Consider the following 23,227-nt stretch of genomic DNA (forward strand, 5'->3'; position numbering starts at 1 on the left):
ATGCCAAGGCCGAGCAGCAACGGCGCTGTCCCCTGGCCCGCGGAGTACGCCGAGCGCTACACCGCGAAGGGTTACTGGGAAGGCCACGCCATCGGCGACCGGCTCCACGCCGCCGCCGACGCCACTCCCGACGCGGTCGCGCTCGTCGACGGCGACCGGCGGCTGACGTACCGTCAACTCGCCGAGCGCGCGGACGCCGTGGCCCTGCGCCTGGCCGCGCTCGGGCTCCGACCGGACGACCGGCTCGTGGTGCAACTGCCCAACACCGCCGAGTTCGTGATCCTGACCTACGCCTGTCTGCGCCTCGGCGTCGTCCCGGTGATGGCCCTGCCAGGGCACCGCAGACACGAGATCGGCCACCTGGTCGAGCACAGCGAGGCCGTCGCCATCGCGGTGCCGGACTTCCTCAAGGACCACGACCACCGGGCGATGGCCATCGAGGTCGCGAGCGACTCTCCAACCCTTGAGCACGTCCTCGTGCTTGGCGACAAGGTCGGCGACGATGCCGTGGACCTGCGGGAGTTGTGCACCGCTCCCGGCACGCCCGAGGACCGGGCCGCCGTGGACGCGTACCGGCCCGAGAGCCGCTCGATCGCCGTCTTCCTGCTCTCCGGCGGTACGACCGGGCTGCCCAAGCTCATCGCCCGCACGCACGACGACTACCTCTACAACGCCCGCCGCAGCGCCGAGGTCTGCGAATTCGGCGCCGACACGGTCTACTTCGCCGCCCTCCCCCTCGGGCACAACTTCCCGCTCGCCTGCCCGGGCCTGCTCGGCGCGCTGCTGAACGGCGGCCGGGTGGTGCTGGGCTCTCCCAACCCGGAGAAGGCGTTCCCGCTGCTCGAGCAGGAGGGCGTCACCGCTTCGGCCCTGGTCCCGGCCATCGCCCAGCGCTGGCTCGACCACCATCGCGAACACCCCGGAACCGACCTGAGCTCGCTGCGTCTCCTGCAGGTCGGCGGCTCCCGGCTCGCCGACCACGTCGCCCGCCGGGTGCGCCCCGAGCTGGGCTGCACGCTCCAGCAGGTGTTCGGCATGGCCGAAGGGCTGCTCAACTACACGCGTCCGGACGACACGGAAGACGTCATCTGTACGACGCAGGGGCGCCCCATGTGCGAGGACGACGAACTCCTCGTCGTCGACGAGCTGGGCGATCCGGTCCCGGAGGGGGCCCCGGGGGTGCTGCTCACCCGCGGTCCGTACACCCCACGTGGCTACTACCGCGCCGAGGAACAGAACGCCCGCGCCTTCACCGAGGACGGCTGGTACCGCACCGGCGACATCGTGCGGCTGCTGCCCGACGGCAACCTGGTCGTCGAGGGCCGCGACAAGGACATGATCATCCGAGGCGGGGAGAACATCTCCGCCGAGGAGATCGAGAACTTCGCCTACCAGACCCCCGGCGTCGCGCGCGCCGCCGCCGTGGCGATGCCCGACGCCGCGCTCGGCGAGCGTGTCTGCCTCTACGTCGTACCGGAACCGGGGCACACGGTGACCCTCGACGACGTCCACCGCGTCATGGCGCACGCCGGGGTCGCCCGCTTCAAGTTCCCGGACCGGCTGGTGACCGTCCCCGAACTCGCCGCCACCAAGGTCGGAAAGATCGACAAGAAAGCGCTGCGCGCCGACATCACGCGCCGGCTCGACGCCGAAGGAACCCCCGATGACCAGTGACAGCTACGGCATCGCGCCCGTCATAGCCCCGGAGGAGACGGACCCCGAACTCCGGAAGCTGTACGACGGATTCGCGGCGGCCGGGCTCATCCCGCTGTGGACCGAGATCGGCAACCTGATGCCGATGACCCCACAGCCCGAGGCCGTCCCGCACGTCTGGCCGTGGGACACCCTGCTGCCGCTCGCCCGCCGGTCCGGAGACCTGGTGCCGGTCGGGCGCGGCGGTGAGCGCCGCGCCATCGCCCTCGCCAACCCCGGCCTGCCCGGACGGCCGTACGCGACTCCCAACCTCTGGGCGGCGGTTCAGTACCTGGGCCCGCGCGAGGTTGCCCCCGCCCACCGCCACTCGCAGGGCGCGTTCCGGTTCATCCTGGAGGGCGAGGGCGTGTGGACGGTCGTCAACGGCGACGCCGTCGAGATGCGGCCCGGCGACCTGCTGCTCACCCCGTCGATGCACTGGCACGGCCACCACCACGTCGGCGACGCGCCGATGGTCTGGCTGGACGGCCTCGACATCCCGCTCGTGCACCGCCTGGACGCGGGGTTCTTCGAGTTCGGCGAGGACGGGGTGTCGGACCGGTCGACCCCGTCCCGGTCGCGGAACGAGCGGCTTTGGGGTCACCCGGGCCTGCGCCCGATCGGGGCGCCGGACAGCCCCAACTCCCCGCTGATGGCCTACCGTTGGGCCGACACCGACGACGCCCTCACCGCCCAGCTGGAACTGGCGGACGAGGGACACCCGGGAGTCATCGAGCCCGGCCACGCCGGTGTCCGCTTCACCAACCCCGCCACCGGCCGCGACGCCCTCGCCAGCCTGCGCACCGAGATGCACCGTCTGCGCCCGCGCACGGCCACCGCCACGCGCCGCACGGTGGGCTCCTCGGTCTGGCAGATCTTCCGCGGCAGCGGCACCGTCACCCTCGACGACCGCGTGATCGAGGTGACCGCAGGCGACCTGATCGCCGTCCCCTCCTGGTGCGCGCTCACCATCGCCGCGCACACGCAGCTCGACCTGTTCACCTTCAGCGACGCGCCCCTCTACGAGGCGCTCAACCTCGCCCGCACCGAAACGACCGAGAAGCCGGAAACGGCTGGGAACACCGGGAGCACCCGCGCATGAAGCTCGCCACCATCCGCACCGTCGCCGGCACGGCGGCCGTCCGCCTCGACGGCGTCAGGGCCGTGGAGACCGGCGCCACCGACGTCGCCGCCCTGCTGCGCCGCCCCGACTGGCGTGCGTACGCGGCCGCCGCCGACGGCCCGGCGCACGAGGTGGCCGCACTCGACCTCGCCCCGGTCGTCACGACCCCGGCCAAGATCTTCTGCGTGGGCCACAACTACCGCACCCACATCGCGGAGATGGGCCGGGAGATGCCGTCGTACCCCGCTCTCTTCGGCAAGTTCGCCAACGTCCTGCTCGGCGCCCGCGACGACATCGTCCACCCGGGCGAGACGGAGCAGCTGGACTGGGAGGCCGAACTCGGCTTCGTCATCGGCTCCCGGCTGCGCCGCCGGGCCACCAAGGAGGAGGCGGCGGCCGCGATCGCCGGCTACACCGTCGTCAACGACGTCTCCATGCGGGACTGGCAGTGGCGTACCCTGCAGTGGCTGCAGGGCAAGGCGTGGGAGGCCAGCACCCCGGCCGGTCCCTGGCTGGTGACCGGCGACGAGATCGACGACGCGGCCGACCTGGAGATCCGCCTCGAGGTGGACGGCGAGGTCATGCAGCGCTCGCGCACGTCCGACCTGCTCTTCACCCCGGCGGACATCGCCGCGTACCTCAGCACGTTCACGACGCTGGAGCCGGGTGACCTCGTTCTCACCGGTACACCGGGCGGGGTCGGCGCGGCCCGCGATCCCAAGGTGTTCCTGAAGCCCGGCCAGGTCGTACGAACCGTGGCCGAGGGGATCGGGGAGTGCGTGAACACCATCGTCGAGGACAAGCAGCCGTGACCCCGCTGCGCTGGGCGGAGGAGGGGCAGCTCGCACTGCAGCGGTCGGTCGACGCCCTGCCCGCCGACGCGGTGACCGAGCCGTCCGCCCTGCCCGGCTGGACCCGCGGTCACCTCCTCACCCACCTCGCCCGCAACGCCGACGCCCTGGTCAACCTGCTGACCTGGGCCCGGACGGGGATCCGTACGCCCATGTACGACTCCCCGGACCAGCGCGGCACGGACATCGAGGCGGGCGCCGGACGGCCTCTGGCCGAACAGCAAGCCGACGTACGAGAGTCCGCCGACCGCTTCCGGAAAGCCGCCGAGGCACTCTCGTCCGACGCCTGGTCGGCCACCGTCGTCAGCGCGCAGGGCCGCGAGATCCCGGCGTCGGAAGTGCCGTGGCTGCGGGCCCGCGAGGTGTGGATCCACCTGGCCGACCTCCGCGTGGGCGTCGGCATGGACGCGCTGCCACCCGAGTTCGCCTGGGCCCTCGTACGCGAGGTGGCCGGGTGGATGTCGGCCCGCGTCGCCCCGGGTATCGGTGCCGAGCTGTCGGCGGACGGCCACGACCCCGTCGTCCTCGGCACGCCCACCACCGGCGTCACGGTCACCGGGCCGCCGTACGCCCTGGCCGCCTGGCTCACCGGCCGGAGCGGTACCGACGAACTGCACCCCACCGGTGAACTCCCGGAACTTCCACGCTGGCTGTGAGCCGGACGTGGCTGAACGATCAAAGGAGATCGGCATGAGCGAGACCTTCGTCCTGGTGACCGGAGCCTGTCACGGCGGATGGGCCTGGCGCCCGGTCGCGGCCGAGCTGAGAGCCGCCGGACACCAGGTGCACACCCCCACCCTGGCCGGCCTTGGCGCCGACGACGACCCGCGCGGTGTGACACTCACCGACTGTGTGAACAGCCTCGTGGACTACGTCGAACGTGCCGGGCTGACCGACATCACCCTGCTCGGCCACAGCTGGGGCGGCTTCGTCCTGACCGGCGCGGCGCCGAAGCTCGAATCCCGGATACGGCGCCTGGTGTTCTGGAACGCGTTCGTCCCGAACGACGGCGAGTCCCTGATCGACGCGTGCCCGCCGCACTACGGCGAGATGTTCCTCGGCGTGGCGGCCGCCTCCGGCAACGACACGGTGACGTTCCCGTTCGAGGTCTTCCAGCAGGCGTTCATGCAGGACGCCAGTGAGGAGACGCAGCGCCTGGTCCATGCCCTGCTCGTCCCGCAGCCCCTGGGTACCTTCACCGAGAAGGCGGACACGACGGCGTTCGCCGCACTCGACATCCCCACCGCCTACGTCCTGTGCACGGAAGACCTCGCCCTTCCCGGCGAGTGGGCCTGGGCCGACCGCTTCCTGCCACGGCTCAAGAACCCGCTGGTCATCGAGACCCCGGGCAGCCACGAGGCCCTCTTCACCCGCCCCGCCGAACTGGCCGACGCGTTCGTCCGGGCCTGCGCGGTGTAGAACGGCCGCTTTCGCGTCATACAGAGAGTCACACAGAGAAGGGCACCTGACCCGCGCCGGGCGTGGTCGGGTGCCCTTCGCGTGCTGCTGGACGAAGCCCAGCTTCCGCGGGGAGTAGCTCACCAGCAGGTTCTTCGTCACGCCGGCTCCGCACGGGAGCCGGACCGGTGTCACGCCGTCAGCGCTGCAGTGTCAGCAGTCCCGGCCGGTAGGGCCAGTGGCCGTACTCGCCGCCGGAGTTGGGGCTGCGTCCCTGGTAGAGGAGCTGCAGGTTGCAGGGATCGACGGTGAAGGTCTGATCGGCGGTGGTGCGGATCAGTTCGCCGTGGCTGATGTCGTTGGTCCAGGTGGCGCCGCTGTTGGCCTTGCCGGCGAAGGGGTTGCTCTCGGTCGCGGCCTGGGGTGTCCATGAGCCGTTCAGGCTTGTGGCCGTGAACGAGCGGAAATAGCGGCCCTGTGAGCCGATCGCCTCGACGATCATGAGGTAGCGGTCCTGGCCCTGGAGCTTGTAGACCTGCGGGGCTTCGAACAGGTTGTTCGTCGTGTCGCTCATGATCGTTGTGTAGGTCGAGCCGAAACTGCTCGGGAAGTTCCCGATCGGCATGCTGGCCCGGTAGATCTTGCCGTTGTCACCGGCGAAGAACAGGTACATGTTCTGGCCGTCAGCGATGAGCGTCTGGTCGATGGGGCCGGTGCTGGAGCCGGTGATGCTTCCGGTGAAGAGCACCTGCTGTGCGGACCAGCCATTGGGGTTGGAGGGGTCGCTCGACGTCCGGTAGGAGAAGGCGCTGCCACCTCCCCACTGGTAGGCGAGCACCCAGATGTTCTTCGGCGCGAAGTAGAAGAGCGTGGGTGCCACGACGGAGTTCGACATCGTGTTCTGGCTGGCCGAGGCCATCTCCGGCCAGTTGCTGAACAGGCCGAAGTTCATCGAACCCCAGCCCGCTCCTGTTCCCGCGGCGCCGTGCGTCGTCGCATAGACGAGATGCTTGCCGTTGTAGGGGACGACGGTGAAGTCCTTGAGCGAGGCCCACCCGGCCTTGGGCTGCGCCAACGCGCCCGTAGACGTCCAGCGGTAGGTCGACGGGAGATTGCACGAGCCGGGAGGGTTGCCGCCGCCGACCTTGACGAGCCGCCACTGCTGGTTGGTGCCGCCCCAGTCGTCGTACTGGACGATGTTCGCGTTGTCGGCGGTGGAGCCGCCTTGTACTTCGAGGGCCTTGTTGCTGTGGCGCGCGATGAGCCTCACGTAGCCGTCCGAGCTGTCGGCCAGCCGCCACTGCTGGTTGGTGCTGTTCAGGTCGGTCCGCTGGACGATCGCGCCGCCGTTGGCGGTGGACCCGTTGTTGACGTCCAGCACCTTGCCGGAGTGGCGGGACTTGATGCGGTAGTTACCGCCGCCGGAGTCGACGAACTGCCACTGCTGCTGGTTCTGGTCGTTCCTGATCCACTGGGTGATGCGGGCGCCGTCGTTGGTCGCCAGGTTGTAGACGTCCAGGGCCTTGCCGCTGTTGCGGTTGACCAGCACATACGAGGCGTTGGGGTCGACGGTCGCCGCGTTGGCGGGCTGGGCGCCGAGGAAGGTGGCCACGAGCAGCAAGGGCGCAAGGACGGCGAGTAAGCGTCTTGGACGGACCGGGGACGGGTGGCGTAACCACATCAGAGGCCTCCTTTGGGGGCGGGGTGAGGTGACCCCCGATGAACCACGGAGCGGATGTGCCGGGGGACAGGGGCAATCTCGAATGTTTCGAGCTAATTCCCGGATGCTTCGACGCCACAAGCTAGGAATGTGGGGCCCTCTGGTCAAGGCCTGTCGCCGATCTGGCCACAAACAGCCCTCCCCTTTGGGCTGACGAGCTGTCGCGCCGACCGGAATCACTCCGGAGTTTGCGGATACGGCTCGCCAGTCCAAAGGCGTCCGCGCGGAGGCGGGAAGCCGAGCAAGAAGCGTCCGCACGCTCGTCCCGGCCCAAGCCCCGGTCCCGGCCCTACGAGATCCGTTGACGGCGGCGCCGGGGTTCGCCGTCCGGCTCGCCGGAATTCCGAATGTTTCGGGCAAGAAATCGAAACTTCTTCTGCGGGGAGTATTGACGATCCACCGTCAATACTTCAATCTCCCAGTCTGAGAACCGGCCATAGTTCGAGATATCGAACGTTGTTGGCCCTGAGCTATCTGTGCTGCCGGCAGATCCGCGCACCAATGCACCTGCGCCACCCCGTTTCGTTCCGGTGAGGTCCGCACCAGCGCGTCCTGGCTCTTCGCGCAGTTGGAGAGGTACGCGACGCTGCGTGGCGGTCCCCCGGCTGAGCCGCGATGGAGGTACCCCCATGCCTGTGTCGAAACACCGCCGCCCGCCGTACGTCACCCGACGGCCGACCGGGTGCCGTCCGTGCTGGTTGAGACCGTCCCGGTCCCATGGCCGCGGTGTCCGGTGATTCCGTGCTGCCAGGGTTCCGGCCCGCCCCGTCCGTCTGCCGAGTGGGAGCGGACGACGCATTCCCCTGCGCTTCAGTCCTTCCGTGATTTCTACCTTGGAGGCACAGCCATGGGCTCGTATGCCCTTCCCAGACCCGTTGTCCGCCGGAAGATCCGCGGCCTGCTGTTGGCGCTGGTCGTCGGCGTCCTCGCTGTGGTCACCGCACTGGTCGCGCCGCCGCCCGCACAGGCGGCCGAGAGCACGCTCGGCGCCGCGGCGGCGCAGAGCGGCCGCTACTTCGGCACCGCCATCGCCTCGGGCAGGCTGGGCGACTCGGCGTACACGTCGATCGCGAACCGCGAGTTCAACTCGGTGACGGCCGAGAACGAGATGAAGATCGACGCCACCGAACCGCAGCGAGGCCAGTTCAACTTCACCGCCGGTGACCGCGTCTACAACTGGGCGGTGCAGAACGGAAAGCAGGTGCGCGGCCACACCCTGGCCTGGCACTCCCAGCAGCCCGGCTGGATGCAGAGCCTCAGCGGCAGCAACCTGCGCCAGGCGATGATCGGCCACATCAACGGCGTGATGGCCCACTACAAGGGCAAGATCGCACAGTGGGACGTCGTGAACGAGGCCTTCGCCGACGGTAATTCGGGAGCCCGGCGCGACTCCAACCTGCAGCGCACCGGCAATGACTGGATCGAGGTCGCCTTCCGCACCGCGCGCGCCGCCGACCCGGCCGCCAAGCTCTGCTACAACGACTACAACGTCGAGAACTGGACGTGGGCCAAGACCCAGGCCATGTACAACATGGTCCGCGACTTCAAACAGCGCGGCGTCCCGATCGACTGCGTCGGCTTCCAAGCCCACTTCAACAACGACAGCCCGTACAACGCCAACTTCCGCACCACCCTGCAGAGCTTCGCCGCCCTCGGTGTGGATGTGGCCATCACCGAGCTCGACATCCAGGGCGCCTCGCCCACGACGTACGCCAACGTGACCAACGACTGCCTGGCCGTCCCGCGCTGCCTCGGCATCACCGTCTGGGGTGTGCGCGACAGCGACTCCTGGCGTCCGCAGCACACGCCGCTGCTGTTCAACTCCGACGGCAGCAAGAAGCCCGCCTACACCGCAGTCCTCAACGCACTCAACGGCGGCTCCACCACGCCCCCTTCGGATGGCGGACAGATCAAGGGCGTCGGTTCGGGCCGCTGCCTGGACGTGCCCGGCACCGGCACCACCGACGGCACCCAGCTCCAGCTGTGGGACTGCAACAACGGCACCAACCAGCAGTGGACGCACACCGCCGCCGGCGAGCTCAGGGTCTACGGCAACAAGTGCCTGGACGCAGCCGGCACCGGCAACGGCACCAAGGTCCAGATCTACAGCTGCTGGGGCGGCGACAACCAGAGATGGCGCCTCAACTCCGACGGATCCATCGTCGGCGTCCAGTCCGGCCTCTGCCTCGACGCCGTCGGAGCCGGCACCGCCAACGGCACCCTGATCCAGCTCTACTCCTGCTCGAACGGCAGCAACCAACGCTGGACCCGCACCTGATGGGACCTACCACGCACGAAGGGGTGAATCGATGAAGACCTACGGTGCGGCTTCCCCCGCCCCTCCACGCAGACATCGCTGGTGGTCCCGGGTCGCCGCCGTGGTGGCGGCGACCCTCGCGATCGGCATGCTCGCCGCGGTGAATCCGGCGCCCGCCGAGGCGGCGACGGTGGACACCAATGCCTGGTACGTCCTGGTCAATCGCAACAGCGGCAAGGCGCTGGACGTCTCCGGCACGTCCACCGCCGACGGCGCGCGGGTCAGCCAGTGGACGCGCAACGACGCAGCCAACCAGCAGTGGCAGTTCGTGGACTCCGGCGGTGGCTTCTACCGCCTCAAGGCCCGGCATTCGGGCAAGGTTCTCGACGTGGCCGGCACCTCGACCGCCGACGGTGCCGCGATCCAGCAGTGGGCCGACCACAACGGGGCCAACCAGCAGTTCCGCCTGGCGGACTCCGACGCGGGCCACGTCCGGCTGATCAACCGCAGCAGCAGCAAGGCGGTGGAGGTGCAGGGCGCCTCCACCGCCGACGGCGGCAACGTCGTCCAGTACTCCGACTGGGGCGGCGCCAACCAACAATGGCAGATGGTCAAGCTGTCGTCCGGTGGCGGTGGTGGCGGCGGATGCGGCAGCGCCCCGACTCTGGCGAGCGGGACGCACACGATTCAGAGCGGCGGCAAGAGCCGCAGCTTCATCCTCAGGGTTCCCGCCAACTACGACAACAGCCGCCCCTACCGGCTGATCTTCGCGTTCCACTGGCGGGGCGGAACCGCCGGCGACGTCGCCTCGGGCGGCACGAGCGGGACCGCCTGGTCCTACTACGGCCAACAGGAACAGTCGAACAACGGCGCGATCCTCGTCGCCCCCCAGGGCCTCGGCAACGGCTGGGCCAATTCGGGCGGTGAGGACATCACCTTCGTCGACGACATGATCCGGCGAATCGAGGGCGGCCTCTGTGTCAACCCGGCACAGCGTTTCGCCACGGGATTCAGCTGGGGCGGCGGCATGAGCTACGCACTCGCATGCAGCCGGGCGAACGTCTTCAGGGCCGTCGCGGTCATCTCCGGCGCCCAGATCAGCGGGTGCAGCGGCGGCAACCAGCCCATCGCCTACTTCGGAATCCACGGCATCAGCGACAACGTCCTCAACATCGGGCAAGGACGGTCCCTGCGCGACAAGTTCGTCGCCAACAACGGCTGCACTGCCCAAAGCCCGCGCGAGCCCGCGCCGGGCAGCCGAACGCACATCACCACCACCTACTCGGGCTGCCGTGCCGGATACCCGGTCCAATGGGCCGCGTTCGACGGTGGCCACATACCCGGTCCGGTCGACGGCTCCCCCAACGAAAGCGGCGTCGCCACCTGGACCAAAGCAGAGATCTGGAGGTTCTTCGCACAGTTCCAGTGACACGCCCGCACCACGGAGTGGAGCCAGGACAATCCTGGCTCCACTCCGTCGACGTCTGTCCCATCGACCGTACCCAGAACTCGGAGGGCGTAGGGCGAGGAGATCAGTCGCATCACTTCTCCCCAGGGGCTCCCCACACAGGTGATGCCCTCGGTGTTCTGCTCGTCGTCGACGGCGTAGCCGCGCTCGCGGATGCTCTCGAGGTCGCGGCGGAGGGCGTCCATGGTCCGGTGGGAGCGGGGTGTGAACGCCGGCAGCGCCCGCACTCTCGCGAGGCGCCGGTCCATTTCCTCCAGAGGGAGGGAGGCGAGCATGGCCTTGCCGAGCGAGGTGACCACGGCCGGCATACGGCGTCCGATGTCACTGGCCAGGCGGATGGGCTGGCTGCCGTCGTGCCGGGCGAGATACACGACGTCGAGGTCGTCCAGGGTGGCCAGCAGCAGGGTTTCCTGCGAGGTGACGGACAGGGCCGCGGTGGCCGTACGGAATTCGCTGACGATGTCGGTGCCCGCGAGGAAGCCCTGGCCGAGTTCGAGCACCTTGTAGTCCAGAGCCCAGCGGCCGTCGACGCGTCGGATCATGTGGCTGTCCTCCAGCGCCGTGCACAGGTTCGCGACGGTGGACTTCGCCAGGTCGAGGGCGCGCGCCAGTTCGGTCATGGTGAGGGGCCGGCGGCTCTGTGACAGGGTCTCCAGCACGGCGACCGCGCGGGTCACCGCGGGCGAGCGGCTTTCGACGGAGCGAAGGGAGCGCGCCGCGGGTTCGTTGGCCCGCGGCTGTGGTGCGACCTGGGTCATGAGGCTCCTCCGTACTGCGCGGTGGACCTGCGGGTGCGGGGCTGCAGGCTGCTGCCTCGGTCCCATATTGCGAACGATGTACCACTTGCTGCCTGCAGTCCGGCGTCTGTTGCCCGCTGCTCGTTGCGCGCGTCGGCTCCTGGTGCCGCAGTGCCGCAGTGCCGCAGTGCCGCAGTGCCGCAGTGCCGCAGTGCCGCAGTGCCGCAGTGCCGCAGTGCCGCAGTGCCGCACGGACACGGGTGCCATGGGAGTGCCGGCGCATCACGGTCCACTCCGCCAGGGCTTCGACGATGGCGAGGCCGCGTCCACGCTCGTCCTCGGGCCGAGGGTCGTCTCCCACGGCGGCGTGGCGGGGACGGGCGCCGTGGTCGTGGACCGTGACGAGCAGGATCTCGGGGCCGAGGGCGAGCGTCAGCACCATGTTCCGGCGGCCGTGCCGGACCGCGTTCGCGGCCAGTTCACCGGCGACCAGGACGGCGGAGTCGAGGGTGTCGCCACTGATCGCCCAGCCGCTGAGCACGGCGGCGGCGAAACGCCGTAGGTGGCTGACGCGGTGTTCCTCGGCGGGCAGGGCCATACGGGCGCGTAGCGGAGTGCCCGGAGCAGGAGAAGCGGGCCGTGGCGGCTGGGGGAGTGTGTGGCTGGAAGTCATGGCCGTCCCACTCCGGGCGCGGGGAGAGCCGGTGCCTGGTCGTACGGGGATCGCATCAGCCAGGTACCGCGTATGGGACCCCGTCCCACAAGCGGTACACGATGGGTCGATTCGCACGGCTCGCACTTCCTCAGCGGCTGACCGCATGTCCCGGTCCCTGCAGACCGGATTCGCGTCCCCCCGGGGGCACCGCGGGCCGCCCTCTGGTCCCCGGCAGCGGAGTCGGCGCCGTTTTCCCTTCCAGTACGGCCTCGATATTGCGCGCCGCCAGCTCCACCATCGCCGCGCGCGTGGCCTCTGTCGCCGAGCCCACATGCGGCAGCACCACCAGGTGCGGCTCGGCGAACAGCGGATCGGCGGGGTCCGTACGTGGCTCGTCCACCATCACGTCCAGCCCCGCCGAGTGCAGCTTCCCGCCGCGCAGTGCGGTGAGCAGGGCCTGTTCGTCGACGATTCCGCCCCGTCCGGTGTTGACGAGCGTCGCCGTCGGTTTCATCAGGGCGAGCTCCGGTGCGCCGATCATGCCAGCGGTTTCGGATGTCAGTGGCGTGTGAACGGACACCACGTCACTGGTCCGCAGCAGCTCCTCGAAGGTGACCCAGCGGGACAGTTCGTCGTCCTCCTTGCGGCGTGGGTGGTGGTGCCGGATCCGCATCCCGAATCCGGCCGCCCGGCGCGCGAGGGCCTTGGCGATCTGCCCGTAGCCGATCAGCCCGAGAGTCGCGCCCTGTACGTCGAGCCCCAGGAAGGCGTCCATCCTGAAGTCGCCCCACTCTCCGCGCCGCAGCGCGCCCATGCTGGCGCCGAGGCGCCGCCGGGCCATCAGGATCAGCGCCATCGCCACGTCTGCGGTGGTGTCGGCGAGCACGCCGGGGGTGTGGGTGACCACCACATCGCGCGCGGCGGCGGCATCGACATCCACGCCGTCGTAGCCCATCGACGCCAGCGCCACGACACGGAGGCCCGGGCCGGCCGCGTCCAGCAGGGCGGCGTCCACCCGGTCACTGCCGAGGACGAGCAGTCCCTCGCAGCCCCGGGCCAGCGCGCCCAACTCGGCCGTGGTGGGCGGCGTCGTCCCTTCCCACGAGGTGACGTCGTACCGCGAGGCGAGCCACCGCATGGCGGCCCCCGGCAGACCGGCGCGGCTCACTGCGACGCGCGGGCGGGGTACGGGTGTGCCCGACATGCTGAACTCCCATGGTCAGAAGAGATGTTGGCGGGTGGAGGTGATGGCCCGGGCGGGTCGGAGTGGTCGGGTCACGTGAGGGCGTCGTCGGCCGTGTCAGGGCGTCGTCGGATCCGCGAAGTCGAGGAGCACCTTGCAGGAGCGCGCCGGGTCGGCTGCCAGTTCGAAGGCTTCGCCGGTTCGTGCCACGGGGAGTACGGAGGTCACCACCGGGCCGACCGGGAGACGGCCGTCGGCCAGCGCCCGGAGCACCTCGCCGAGCTCGGTGTCGAAGCGGAAGGAGCCGACCAGCCGCAGCTCCCTCGTGATCATCGCGTTCGCGGCGACCGGAGTGTCCCCGGGCGGGAGCAGGCCGAGGCCCACCACCAGACCGCCCCGGTCCACTCCGTACACGCAGGTGCGCAGCCCGGCGGGGTTGCCCGAGGACTCGATGGCGATGTCCGCCGCGAGTCCTTCCAGTTCTTCCCGATCGGCCGCCGGGCCGTCGACCCGTACGGTCGAGGTGGCGCCCACCTGCTTGGCGACGGCCAGCGGGGCCTCGTGGACATCGGTCACGGTGATCTCACCGGCTCCGGCGGCGCGCAGGGCCGCGACCACCAGGCAGCCGATCGGTCCGGCGCCGGTGACCAGGACCCGCTTGCCACGTACGTCACCGGCCTGCCGTACCGCGTGCCAGGCGACCGCCGCGGGCTCGGCTACCGCGGCGAGCCGCATGTCCAGGCCCTCGGGCAGGGACAGCACCCGCTCCGCGGGCACCACCAGGACCTCCGCGAAGCCGCCCTGGACGTGGGGGTTGCGGGCGGCGCTGCCCAGATAGCCGGTGTCCAGGCAGGTGTTGCGCCGTCCCGCGAGGCACTGTCGGCAGGTGCCGCAGGAGGCCAGCGGGTGCACGGCCACCGGGGTCCCGGGCGGTGGGGCCTGGGCGCCGGGGCCCGCGGCGCGCACCCGGCCGACGATCTCGTGACCGAGGACGAGCGGTTCGCGCAGCCGGAACTCGCCGACCGCGCCGTGCCGCCAGTAGTGCAGGTCGGAGCCGCAGATCCCGCCGTAGCGGATGTCGACCGCCACCTCACCGGGCCCGGGCTCCGGCACCGGACGCTCCTCCAGGCGCAGGTCCCCCGCCCCGTGGGCCACGACCGCTCGCATCGAGCTTGGATTCATGTGTCCTCGGTCCTTTCTCAGATGACCGCGGTCAGGCCGCCGTCGACGGCGATCACCTGGCCGTTGACGAAGTCCGACGCGGGGGCGGCGAGCCACACCAGCGTTCCGACGAGATCCTCGACCGAGGCCCAGCGCCCGGCCGGGGTGCGGCCCCGGATCCAGGAGTCGAAGGCCGGGTCGTCGACGAGTGGGCGGGTCAGTTCGGTGACCACATAGCCGGGCGCCAGTCCGTTGACCGTCAGCCCCGAACCGGCCCACTCGGCGCACATGCCCCGGGTCAGCATCGCGAGGCCGCCCTTGGACGCCGCGTAGGCGGCGATGCCCGGACGGGCGAGCCAGGTCTGTACGGAACAGATGTTGACGATCTTTCCGTGGCCGCGTCCGACCATGCCCGCGGCCACCGCGCGGCCGACCAGGAAGGCGCTGGTGAGGTTGGTGTGCAGGACCCGCTCGAAGTTCTCGGCGGAGACCTTCAGGAGTGGTTCTCGGTGCTGTACACCGGTGTTGTTGACGAGAATGTCCAGCGGGCCGATCCGGTCCTCGATCTCCTGAACCCCCGCCTGTACGGCCGCCTCGTCGGTGACGTCGAAGGGCACGGCGTGCACCTTGGTCCCGGTGCGTTCGGCGAGTTCGCCGCGGGCCCGTTCCAGGGCCTCGGGGTCGCGGCCGTTGAGGACGAGTTCGGCGCCCGCCTCGGCCAGTCCGGTGGCGAGGGCCGCTCCGATGCCCTTGCTGGAACCGGTCACCAGGGCCAGCCGCCCGGAGAGGCCGAACAGTGCGGGGCCCTTGGCGGATCGCTCCGCCGAACCGTGGGCAGAAGCTGTCATGACTGGTCTCCGTTCGGACCGTGTCCGTAGTAGTGCATGAGCGCGGCGTTGTCGGCGTCGCCGTGGCCCGCGGCGGCCAGCCAGCGGTGCAGTTCGGAGACGGCGGTGGTGACCGGCAGCGGTACTCCCGTCGAGCGCGCGTAGTCGCGGGCCGCCTCCAGGTCCTTGACCATGTTGCTGACCCGCCCGGTGGGCGTGAGGTCGACTTCGGCGAACTTGACGAAGAACTCCTGGAGCAGCACCGAGTCGGCCCTGCCCCCGGTGAGCGCCGCCTTTACGTGCCGTGGCGGCAGACCGGCCGCCCGCACCAGGGCGGCGGCCTCGGCGAGGGCGGCGAATCCGCAGCCGACCAGCACCTGGTTGACGGACTTGACCAGCTGCCCGGAGCCGGGCGGGCCGATGTGGGTGAGCTGGGAGGAGAGCGCCCCGAGCACGGCCAGCGCCCGTTCCACGTCTGCCTCCTCACCGCCGAGCATCAGCGTCAGCTCACCGCGTTCCGCGCCCGGCGCACCGCCCGACAAAGGGGCATCGACCCAGCCGGCGCCGAGCTTCGCGGCTCGTTCGGCGAAGGCGCGGGTGCGCCCGGGATCGATGCTCGACATGTCGATGACGAGTACGCCCTCCGGGCCGGCGGTGAGGACTCCTTCGTCGCCGAAGACCACCTGTTCGACGATGTCGGCGGTGTTGAGGGAAAGGATCACCACGGAGGACGCGGCGAGCTGTGCAGCCGAGTCCACCGGTTCCGCCCCGTCCCCGGCGAGTTCCGCCACCGCGTCCTGCCGGACGTCGTAGACCCGCACGGTGCGTTCACGCCGCAGCAGTCGGCGGGCGATGGCTGACCCCATGACCCCGAGCCCGGCGACGCCCACCTCCGGATGTCCTGACACTCAGACCTACCTCCAGAACCAAATGCTGTACTTGAGCCAACATGTTGAACTAGATGGGTCAGGGGGCGCAACTGTGCGGCACAGTAAAACCTCTCACTGAGGGGTAGGCCGCGATGTAATTGCTGCTCAAAGGGAACTCAGGGGCTGGAATTGGCAAGCTGGGAGCACGTCCATGCAGGCCCGCCTGTTCAGTATATTGGCTTGAGTCTCGCATGCTGTTACGGTCCTGGTCGTCCGCAGATGTACGGCGTGTTTCCACGTCCGTTGAGACGGAAACGGAGACGATCATGAAGGACGAGGCCCAGGTGGTGCTCGGGATCGACCTGGGCACCACCGCCACCAAAGTCGTCGCGGTGGACGGTGCGTACCGGGTGGTCTCGACCGTCGAGCGTCCCGCACCCCTGCACACAGGGCGGCACGGGGAAGCCGTCCACGACCCGGAGACGGTGCTGGCCGGGGTCGTCGAAGCGGTACGGGAGAGCGCCGCGATCTGCGCCGGGCGTGGTCTCACGGTCGCCGCCCTGTCCTTCAGCGCGGCCCTGCACACCCTGCTCGCCCTGGACTCCTCCGGCGAACCGCTGACCCCGGCGCTCAGCTGGGCGGACACCCGGGCCGCCGGCATCGCCAGACGCCTGGGGGCGCCCGGGAGCAGCCGCGGCACCGGGAACAGCCTGGCCGGAAGCGGCAGCGGCGCCGTGAGCATCGAGAACGCCGATGCCGCCGCGCTGCACCGGGCGACAGGAACGCCCGTGCACTCCATGGCCCCGCTCACCAAACTCGCCTGGTTCACGGCACACGAGCCGGAACTCGTGCGGCGTTCGGCCTCCTGGTGCGGCCTGAAGGACTACGTACTCTCCCGGTTCACCGGCAGCCTGGTCACCGATCTGTCCTGCGCGTCCGCCACCGGCCTGCTCGACATGCGCACCACCCGATGGCACCGCCCCGCCCTGGACATCGCGGGGGTGAGCGCCGACCGGCTGCCCGAACTGGTGCAGCCGACCGCCCTGTTCACGCTGCTCCCCGAAGCCGCCGCAGCGCTGGGGCTGCCCGCCGGCCTGCCCGTGGTGGCGGGTGCCGGGGACGGCCCGCTGGCCAATCTCGCCGTCGGTGCCACCGCGCCGGCCACCGCCGCGCTGTCTCTCGGCACCAGCGGCGCCCTGCGTGTCGTACGCGACCGGCCGGGCGTGGACGAACGCTGCCGGGTGTTCTGCTACTACCTCGCGGACGGGCTGTGGGTGCTCGGCGGCGCGGTCAGCAACGCCGGGGTCGTCGCCCAGTGGGCCGCCGAGTCCTTCGGCGGCGTCGACGTGGGCGACCTGCTGAAGGAGGCGGCTCAGGTGGAACCCGGTGCCGAGGGCCTGATCGCCCTGCCGCATCTGCTGGGGGAACGCGCCCCCTGGTGGGACCCGGACGCGCGCGGCGCCCTGATCGGGCTGCGCCGCGGACACGGCAGGGCCCATATGACCCGGGCCATGATCGAGGGCGTCGGGCAGCAACTCGCCTTCGTCCGCGACTCCTTGGTCGCCGCCGACGCGCCGATCACCTCGGTACGGGCCACCGGGGGCGCCCTGCGCTCCCCCCTCTGGGCGGAGATCGTCGCCGCCGCGCTCGACATGCCGCTGGAGATCACCGACGACGCCGCGGGCTCCGGCTTCGGTGCCGCGCTGCTCGCCCGGCACGCGCTCGGAGCCCTGCCCTCGCTGACCTCCCCGGTGCCCGGTGCCCGCGCCCACCGCACCGTGATCCCGGACCCGACGGCGGCGCGGCGGCTGGCGGAGACCCGGGGCCTCAGCGAAGAGCTGTACCAACTCCTGCGCGGGGTCCAGGAGCCGCACCGGTGACCACGGCTCCGGCGTCCCGCCGCAGTCGTGCCGCCTCCACGACCGTGACCAGGGGAAGCAGCGCGAGCAGCGCGAAGGCCACCCGGTAGGGCGCGAGGGGTCCGTTCAGCCCGAGGAGGGGCGCGAGAGGGTCCGCCGCGCGCAGCGCGAGAGCGCCGAAGGCGACCCCGAGCCCGGCGGGCGCCGTAGCGGTCGGCGGCTACGGCTCCTGGCAGCCCGGTCCCCGTTCTCGCCTCTTCCGGGCGAGGTCAGGGGTGCACCCGTGATGGGCAAGGCGCGGATCGGGCCACGGGCGCTGGCGGGGCGGCTCGACGGCCCCTGCGGTGCGATCGCACGGCGCTGGGCGCTCGCACCTGGGTGCCGGTCATCCCCGGCCACCGGCCGCCGGCTGTGCGTACGGCTGCCGTACGGCCATCGCGGGCTCCCGGACGTGCTGCGGGCCCGGCAGGACCGGTCAGCCCTGCTCCGCCGCGCCCGCGGCGGTGGCGTGCACGGCGTGGCCGCCGAACTGTTGGCGCATCGCCGCGAGGGCCTTGAGCTGGTCCGCGTCCGGCTTGCGCGAGGCGAAGCGGGCGAAGAGGGCCGCGGTCATGGCCGGGGCGGACACGGAGAGGCGTACCGCCTCCTCGACCGTCCAGCGGCCCTCACCGGAGTCGTCGACGCGGCCGGAGAGGGCGGCCAGACCGGGGTCCTCCTCCAGGGCGCGGACGAGGAGATCGAGCAGCCAGGAGCGGACGACCGTGCCGTGCCGCCAGGAGGCGAGCACCTTGGGCACGTCGGGTACGTACTCGCCGGCCTCCAGCAGTTCGTAGCCCTCGGCGAGCGCCTGCATCATGCCGTACTCGATGCCGTTGTGGACCATCTTGGAGTAGTGACCGGCGCCCACCGGACCCGCGTGGCACAGCCCGTCCTTGTCCGGGGCGAGCGACTCCAGCAGCGGCCAGACGCGCTGTACGTGCTCGTCCTGGCCGCCGCACATCACGGCGTAGCCGTTCTCACGGCCCCAGACGCCACCGCTGACACCGCAGTCGACGTAGCCGATGCCGTGCCCGGCGAGCATCAGGGCGTGCTCGGTGTCGTCGCTGAAGCGCGAGTTGCCGCCCTCGACGATCACGTCGCCGGGGGACAGCAGCTCCGCGAGCTGCCGCAGGGCCTGGCGGGTCGGTTCTCCCGAGGGGAGCATCAGCCACACCACGCGGGGCCCGGCGAGCTTGCCGACGAGTTCCTCCAGGGAACTGGCGTCACGGTCCGGGGAGGTGCGGCTGTAGCCGAGTACCTCGTGGCCGCGGTCCCGCCAGCGGGCCGCCATGTTGCCGCCCATGCGTCCGAGGCCGACGATTCCTACCTGCATGTGTCTTCAGTCCTTCGTGTGGTGATCGGAGTTGGGGGAGCCGCCGCGCAGCAGGCCGAGGACGACGCTGTTGTCCAGGTCGCCGAGGCCCTGTTCCACGACCGCCGCGTACAGCCCGGCGACGGTGGTGGAGAGCGGCAGCGTGACGTGTTCGTCGGCGGCGCTGTCCAGGACGAACCCGAGGTCCTTGTGGAGGTAGCGGGCCGGGCCGGACGGGGTGAAGTCCCCCTCGGCCAGGTGGTGCCGTTTCTGCGTGAGCACTTCGGAGGAGGCGAGGCCGCCGGCCAGTACGTCGAGCAGTGCGGCGGGTTCGAGGCCGCCGCGTTCGCCGAGCAGTACGGCCTCGGCGAGCGCGACCAGGGTTCCGGCGACGACGAGCTGGTTGCAGGCCTTGGCGAGCGAGCCGGCGCCGGTGTCTCCCAGGCGCCGTACGGTCGAGCCCATCGCCTCCAGACAGGGGCGGACCCGTGCGACGGTCTCCGCCGGGCCCCCGGCCATGATCGACAGGGTGGCGTCGCGGGCGCCGGTCACCCCGCCGCTGACCGGTGCGTCGACGACCGCGATGCCGTGCGGGCGCAGCTTCTCGGCGAGGGCGCGGACGGCGACGGGGGATACGGTGCCCATCACGACCAGGGTGTCCATGACCGGCCGGCCGGAGCGCAGTCCGCCCGGGCCGTCCAACACCTCGATCACCTGGGGGAGGTCGGGGAGCATGGTGAGGACGACCGGTGCGGCGGCGGACACGTGCTCCGGCCGGTCGGCGCTGCGGCAGCCGGCGGCTGCCGCGGCTTCCAGCGGGAGCCGGCCGCGGTTCCAGGCGAGCACGTCGAAACCTGTCCGTGCGAGGTTGACCGCCATGGGCAGTCCCATCGCGCCGAGCCCCAGGAAGCCGACGGTCGCCGGCCCAGGCTGCCCGGTGCCGACGTCCGGACGAGCAGTGCCGGTGCCGTTGTCAGGGCTCATGTGCCGGCTCCCGCCGGGGTCTCCTGACGAGCCGTCAATTCAGCGAGCCGGCCGGTCAGTCGGGGGCTGCCGACCACATCCCGGTTGACGACGAAGGGCGGTACGCGGCCCGCCGCCACCTCCAGCACGGCCCGCACCGCGCTGCCACCGTTCCCGGCGGACATCTCGTCGGTCCACGCCAGGGCGTGCGGGCTGAGCACGACCTGGTCCATGCTCAGCAACGGGTTGTCGAGGGCGGGCGGTTCGCTCTCGAAGACGTCCAGTCCCGCGCCCCTGATGCGCCGCACCCGCAGCGCCTCGATCAGCGCGGCCTCGTCCACGATGGGCCCGCGGGCGACATTGAGGAGGACGGCCGTGGGCTTCATCAGCGACAGCCGCCGCGTATCGACGAGATGACGGGTCTCCTCCGTCAGCGCGCACATCACGATCACGGCGTCGGCCTCCGCCATCACGGTGTCGGCGTCCGCGAGCCGTACGCCGAGCCCGGCGGCAGTCTCCGGCGGGCAGTACGGGTCGTACGCCACGATGTCGACCTCGAACGGCCGCAGCAGCCCGACCAGATCGCGGGCCGTGTTGCCGAGGCCGAGCAGACCGATACGGCGGCCGGTGAGCCCGAGGCCCATCCACTGCTCCTTCTCGGCCCAGCGCCCTTCCCGTACCAGCCGGTCCTTGGCGGTCACGTTGTGGAGCACGGCCAGAAGCAGGGTGAGGGCGGCGGTGGCGACCGGGCGACGGGCGCCGTCCGGGGTGATGGTCACCAGGGCGCCGTTGCGCGTGCAGGCGTCGAGGTCGACGGCGTCGTAGCCGACGCCGAAGCGGGCGAAGAGGAGCGGCGGGCGGATCGCGCCCTCGAAGGTGCGTGCCGTGACGGCGGGGCCGGCGAACAGGACGGCGTCCAGGCCGTCGACGTCGGTCGCGAGAAGTTCTGCGGTGTCGCGCGGCAGGTAGTGCCAGTCGATCCCGGCGGCGTCGAGTTCGCCGAGCCGGATGTCACCCCACACATTGTGGCCGTCCGTGTTCAGGAAGTCCCGGCTGACGCCGACTCTGAATCCCGGGGCGCCCATCACAGCACCGCGATCGGGTTGACGGGCGAACCCGTGCCGCCGGGGACGTTCAGCGGGGCCACGACGAACAGGAACTCGTAGCGGCCGGCCTGTGCGCAAGCGGCGGAGAGCGCTTCGAGGTCGAGGTTGTCCAGCAGCGGCACGCCCATGGCGGTGATCGCGAGGGCGTGCACGGGGGAATGCAGCCCTTCGACGGGCGAGGGCCGTACGTCGCTGTCGCCGTCGCCGCCGAGCAGCGAGATCCCGCGCTCGGCGAACAACGGCATGGCGTCCACGTGGAAGCCGGCGCTCGCGGAGTCCGGGTTCCAGGCGCCGAGTTCGGCGCGGCGCCGGAAGTGGCCGGAGCGCAGCAGTACCGCGTCCCCGTCGCCGATGGTGACGCCGAGCGCCTTCTCCGCGGCGGCGACGTCCTCGGCGTGCACGGCCCGGCCGGGCTCCAGCCAGTCGACGCCGAGGACGGCGGGCAGGTCGAGGAGTACGCCCTTGGTGACGAGCGGCCCGAGCGCGGACACGTCGCCGAAGCGGGCGCCGCCCGCGTCGACGACCTCGCGTGCGGTGCGGCCGTCGTAGAGCTGTCCGCGGTACGCGATGTGGGAGAGGGCGTCGAGGTGGCTGACGCCCTTGCCGTGGTAGTCGACGGCGATGAAGTCCTTGTGGCAGGACGGTTCGGGGGCTTCGACGTCGCCGAGGTCGGACATGTAGTGGAGCGCGGGCTTGCCGTTGTCGGGGCCGGGCACCGTGTTCCACGGCAGGGCGGTGGGGACGGCGGTGCCGGTTCGCACCAGGGCGGTGGCGCGCCGTGCGTGTTCGGGGGTGACCCCGTTCCACGCGCCGCGGTCGGCCTCGTCCGGGGCCCAGCGGCCCCAGGTGCGCAGCTCGTCGAAGAGCGTGTCGAACTCCGCGCGGGACAGGGCGGGTCCGTTGTCCGGTCCGCTGCCGGAGGCGTCACCGGCGGGGCCGGAGGAGGCGGGAGGTGGATCGTGCGGGCTGCTGGTCATCTGCTGCTCAGCGCTCCAAGGCTCGGAGGGTGCCGTCGGCGGGCCCTGAGGGCGCGCTACGGTCGAGGTGTCCGAAGGGATGCGAAGAATCTCGACGGCAAAAGCGTGCGCCGACGGCATTGTCGTTCGGGGGCACACGAGAGACAATAGCCAATATGCTGAACGACGAACAGAATGATGGGTGGAGTTACTGGTGAGCGCAAGTGACCCGGGAGGTCTCGTCCCCGCCGTGACGCGGGCCGTGGCCATCCTCGACACGCTCGGCGAGGCGGAAGGGCGCCCCCTGTCGGTGAGTGAGATCGCGCGCGCCCTGGGCCTGCCGAAGTCCTCGACGGGCAATCTGTGCGCCTCACTGGAGGCGGCCGGCATGATCGCACGAAACGGTTCGGGCTTCAGCCTGGGGCGCAAGCTCGTCGAGCTCGGCGGCCGCTATCTGGCCACCGTCGATCAGCTGCGCGACTTCTACGAGCTGTGCCGACGCAGCGCCCACATCTCGCGGGAGACCGCCCGGGTCGCTGTACTCGACGGCCTGGACGTCCTCTATCTGGGGCGTTACGACGGTACGCAGCCGTTGCGGCTGACCGCCAACATCGGCGACCGCTTCCCGGCGAACTGTACGGCCACCGGCAAGGCCATCCTGTCCACCCTGGACCCGGCGGTGGCCGAGGACCGGCTGCGAGGCCGCGCCCTGCCCGCGCTCAGCGAGCGGTCCATCACCTCCGTGCCCGCCTTGATGGCGGACCTGGCCGAGACCCGGGAGCGTGGCTACGCGATCGACGACGAGGAGGCCACGGCGGGCATTCTCTGTCTTGCCGTGCCGGTCAACGGCTTCCGTGCGGACTCGGCGCCGTTCGCGATCAGTGTCACCGTGCTCAAAGCCCGGCTCGACGACGAGTTCCGCGAGGCGCTGCTCAAGGACCTGCGCGTCGTAGCGGCGGGGCTGGAGAACCCCATGCTTCCGCAGGGGGCGCCGGTCGGCGGCGGCTGAGCCCCAGGGGCGGGTCGACGCCCTCTTCGGTACACCCCACGG

The 23,227-nt window shown here is 71.0% G+C and carries 18 protein-coding genes and 2 pseudogenes; 9 read left to right on the forward strand and 11 right to left on the reverse strand.

What is annotated here, in order from left to right; genetic code table 11:
- The 5 genes from IEZ21_RS23325 to IEZ21_RS23345 are packed head-to-tail and all read left to right on the forward strand — an operon-like array spanning position 1 to position 5,085.
- Complete coding sequence (locus tag IEZ21_RS23325; RefSeq protein WP_189323854.1) at positions 1–1,674, forward strand: (2,3-dihydroxybenzoyl)adenylate synthase; 1,674 nt, start codon at positions 1–3, stop codon at positions 1,672–1,674.
- Positions 1,664–2,794, forward strand: a complete 1,131-nt coding sequence (locus tag IEZ21_RS23330; protein ID WP_189323855.1) for a cupin domain-containing protein — start codon at positions 1,664–1,666, stop codon at positions 2,792–2,794. The genes IEZ21_RS23325 and IEZ21_RS23330 overlap by 11 nt, the downstream gene beginning before the upstream one ends.
- On the forward strand, positions 2,791–3,627 hold the full coding sequence (locus IEZ21_RS23335; protein WP_189323856.1) for a fumarylacetoacetate hydrolase family protein: 837 nt from the start codon (positions 2,791–2,793) through the stop codon (positions 3,625–3,627). Before IEZ21_RS23330 ends, IEZ21_RS23335 begins: the two co-directional genes overlap by 4 nt.
- Positions 3,624–4,322: a maleylpyruvate isomerase family mycothiol-dependent enzyme gene (locus tag IEZ21_RS23340; RefSeq protein ID WP_189323857.1), complete on the forward strand. Its 699-nt coding sequence runs from the start codon at positions 3,624–3,626 to the stop codon at positions 4,320–4,322. The genes IEZ21_RS23335 and IEZ21_RS23340 overlap by 4 nt, the downstream gene beginning before the upstream one ends.
- Positions 4,323–4,356: 34 nt before the next feature.
- The gene (locus IEZ21_RS23345) at positions 4,357–5,085 is read left to right on the forward strand and encodes an alpha/beta fold hydrolase (protein WP_189323858.1); all 729 of its coding nucleotides are present in this window, start codon (positions 4,357–4,359) and stop codon (positions 5,083–5,085) included.
- Between the two features lie 178 nt (positions 5,086–5,263).
- Here the strand turns inward: IEZ21_RS23345 and IEZ21_RS23350 are convergent, their stop codons facing one another.
- Positions 5,264–6,745, reverse strand: coding sequence for a non-reducing end alpha-L-arabinofuranosidase family hydrolase (locus IEZ21_RS23350; protein ID WP_189323859.1), 1,482 nt, complete (start codon positions 6,743–6,745; stop codon positions 5,264–5,266).
- 886 nt (positions 6,746–7,631) lie between these two features.
- On the opposite strand from IEZ21_RS23350, the gene IEZ21_RS23355 reads away from it, so the two are divergent.
- Together IEZ21_RS23355 and IEZ21_RS47755 are read left to right on the forward strand one after the other, a co-directional pair.
- Positions 7,632–9,062, forward strand: coding sequence for an endo-1,4-beta-xylanase (locus IEZ21_RS23355; protein WP_189323860.1), 1,431 nt, complete (start codon positions 7,632–7,634; stop codon positions 9,060–9,062).
- Positions 9,063–9,093: 31 nt separating this feature from the next.
- Positions 9,094–10,470 (forward strand): RICIN domain-containing protein, encoded by a 1,377-nt coding sequence (locus IEZ21_RS47755; RefSeq protein WP_373302275.1) that lies wholly within the window; start codon positions 9,094–9,096, stop codon positions 10,468–10,470.
- Positions 10,471–10,607: 137 nt separating this feature from the next.
- Here IEZ21_RS47755 and IEZ21_RS47760 read toward each other — a convergent pair.
- The 6 genes and pseudogenes from IEZ21_RS47760 to IEZ21_RS23385 all read right to left on the reverse strand — a co-directional run.
- Positions 10,608–11,513, reverse strand: a pseudogene (locus IEZ21_RS47760) (IclR family transcriptional regulator); the annotation flags it as partial.
- A 40-nt stretch (positions 11,514–11,553) separates the two neighbouring features.
- Positions 11,554–12,066, reverse strand: a pseudogene (locus tag IEZ21_RS48870) (ATP-binding protein); the annotation flags it as partial.
- Entirely contained in the window at positions 12,050–13,105 is a 1,056-nt protein-coding gene (locus tag IEZ21_RS23370) for a 2-hydroxyacid dehydrogenase (protein ID WP_246568066.1), read from the reverse strand. The pseudogene IEZ21_RS48870 and the gene IEZ21_RS23370, both read right to left, overlap by 17 nt.
- 96 nt (positions 13,106–13,201) lie before the next feature.
- Positions 13,202–14,266 carry an L-idonate 5-dehydrogenase gene (locus IEZ21_RS23375; RefSeq protein ID WP_189323862.1) on the reverse strand — a complete coding sequence of 355 codons (1,065 nt, stop codon included), beginning with the start codon at positions 14,264–14,266 and terminating at the stop codon, positions 13,202–13,204.
- Between the two features lie 17 nt (positions 14,267–14,283).
- A complete protein-coding gene (locus IEZ21_RS23380) occupies positions 14,284–15,093 on the reverse strand; it encodes an SDR family oxidoreductase (RefSeq protein WP_189323863.1) in 810 nt (269 codons plus the stop codon).
- Complete coding sequence (locus IEZ21_RS23385) at positions 15,090–15,980, reverse strand: NAD(P)-dependent oxidoreductase (protein WP_246568068.1); 891 nt, start codon at positions 15,978–15,980, stop codon at positions 15,090–15,092. The genes IEZ21_RS23380 and IEZ21_RS23385 overlap by 4 nt, the downstream gene beginning before the upstream one ends.
- Positions 15,981–16,267: 287 nt before the next feature.
- Here IEZ21_RS23385 and IEZ21_RS23390 point away from each other — a divergent pair, with 287 nt between their 5' ends.
- Positions 16,268–17,821 (forward strand): gluconokinase, encoded by a 1,554-nt coding sequence (locus tag IEZ21_RS23390; RefSeq protein ID WP_189323864.1) that lies wholly within the window; start codon positions 16,268–16,270, stop codon positions 17,819–17,821.
- A gap of 454 nt (positions 17,822–18,275) precedes the next feature.
- Here the strand turns inward: IEZ21_RS23390 and gnd are convergent, their stop codons facing one another.
- Genes gnd through IEZ21_RS23410 form a run of 4 tightly spaced genes read right to left on the reverse strand, consistent with a single transcriptional unit; the run spans position 18,276 to position 22,197 of the window.
- Positions 18,276–19,172, reverse strand: coding sequence for a phosphogluconate dehydrogenase (NAD(+)-dependent, decarboxylating) (gnd, locus tag IEZ21_RS23395; RefSeq protein WP_189323865.1), 897 nt, complete (start codon positions 19,170–19,172; stop codon positions 18,276–18,278).
- 6 nt (positions 19,173–19,178) lie between these two features.
- Complete coding sequence (locus IEZ21_RS23400; RefSeq protein ID WP_189323866.1) at positions 19,179–20,135, reverse strand: NAD(P)-dependent oxidoreductase; 957 nt, start codon at positions 20,133–20,135, stop codon at positions 19,179–19,181.
- Positions 20,132–21,199: an NAD(P)-dependent oxidoreductase gene (locus tag IEZ21_RS23405; protein WP_189323867.1), complete on the reverse strand. Its 1,068-nt coding sequence runs from the start codon at positions 21,197–21,199 to the stop codon at positions 20,132–20,134. Before IEZ21_RS23405 ends, IEZ21_RS23400 begins: the two co-directional genes overlap by 4 nt.
- Positions 21,199–22,197, reverse strand: a complete 999-nt coding sequence (locus tag IEZ21_RS23410; protein WP_189323868.1) for a cyclase family protein — start codon at positions 22,195–22,197, stop codon at positions 21,199–21,201. The genes IEZ21_RS23405 and IEZ21_RS23410 overlap by 1 nt, the downstream gene beginning before the upstream one ends.
- Positions 22,198–22,390: 193 nt before the next feature.
- Here IEZ21_RS23410 and IEZ21_RS23415 point away from each other — a divergent pair, with 193 nt between their 5' ends.
- Positions 22,391–23,185, forward strand: coding sequence for an IclR family transcriptional regulator (locus IEZ21_RS23415; protein WP_246568070.1), 795 nt, complete (start codon positions 22,391–22,393; stop codon positions 23,183–23,185).
- Positions 23,186–23,227 lie beyond the last annotated feature (42 nt).

Origin of the sequence: Streptomyces flaveus (assembly GCF_014647675.1) — a bacterium.
GTDB classification, from domain to species: Bacteria; Actinomycetota; Actinomycetes; order Streptomycetales; family Streptomycetaceae; genus Streptomyces; species Streptomyces flaveus.